General features: G+C 34.7%; 2 protein-coding genes. Both read left to right on the top strand.

The features are described from left to right. On the top strand, positions 1–296 hold a 296-nt coding region (locus tag ASV53_RS25700; RefSeq protein ID WP_205049240.1), incomplete at its 5' end, for a hypothetical protein. Continuing rightward, entirely contained in the window at positions 283–777 is a 495-nt protein-coding gene (locus ASV53_RS24290) for a hypothetical protein (RefSeq protein WP_094959019.1), read from the top strand. The genes ASV53_RS25700 and ASV53_RS24290, both read left to right, overlap by 14 nt. The last annotated feature ends 9 nt before the right edge of the window (positions 778–786 follow it).

Here is a 786-nt window from a genome sequence, read left to right as displayed (position 1 = left end):
CACACTCTCCTATAATAATAAGTGATTTTCTACCAGAAGACATCGTTTCCCTTGATAGAGAAAACGGCAATACTAAGGTGGTTGAGTCTTTTGGTTTTTCTTCAAATATTACCGATTTATACGTAAAGGGAATGCACCTTAGCTCAACATTTGGTGAGCACTCTAAAAAAGAAATCAACAGGCTACTTTCTCTCCCAAGTGAAAACAGTCTTGGTGAAAGAGATATGCTCTTGATTAAAAAAATTAAAAGTAAGAATATTCAACAGATGATACTGAGTTTACATGATAAAAATTAACGTAAATTACAGTGACAACTTTTTAGCTCGCTATGAAGAGCATGTAGTCACAGAAAGGTTACTGCCTTCATTTAATGATATGATTGAACAGATACCAGAAGAGCAGCAAGAGCATTTTTTAGAGCTTTTTTCAGATGAGTTCATCCGCGAGTTAGTATTATGTCGAGCTAATGAGCTACATTTGAAAATAATAGCTATCTACGATCATTTACATGAGTTATCAGAAAGATATTGCCTCGAATATTATTTAAAAGATCTTGAGTTAACGTCAGTCGAAGCAACAATGAGGATAACTAGAGGCGATGAAAAGGAGCAGATAAGGCTCATTCATAGACGAGTGGTTGCTGACTTAGAGGTACTATCAAATGACCGTCAATCAAAATTGCTTCCTTCGGTCATTGATAGCATGCAAGATACGACTATAGCTTCTGAAGTTAAAAAGCAATTGAAATTAATTAACTCTATGAAAACTGGAACCTAAGATTTAAGT

This window comes from Photobacterium sanguinicancri (genome assembly GCF_002265265.1).
Lineage (GTDB): Bacteria > Pseudomonadota > Gammaproteobacteria > Enterobacterales > Vibrionaceae > Photobacterium > Photobacterium sanguinicancri.
Note: the sequence above shows the minus strand (reverse complement) of the source record. Positions and strands in the feature narration are given on the sequence as shown.

Excerpts from the sequence above, each read along its gene's own strand:
- ASV53_RS24290 (WP_094959019.1), top strand. The coding sequence starts at position 283 with ATGATAAAAATTAACGTAAATTACAGTGACAACTTTTTAGCTCGCTAT.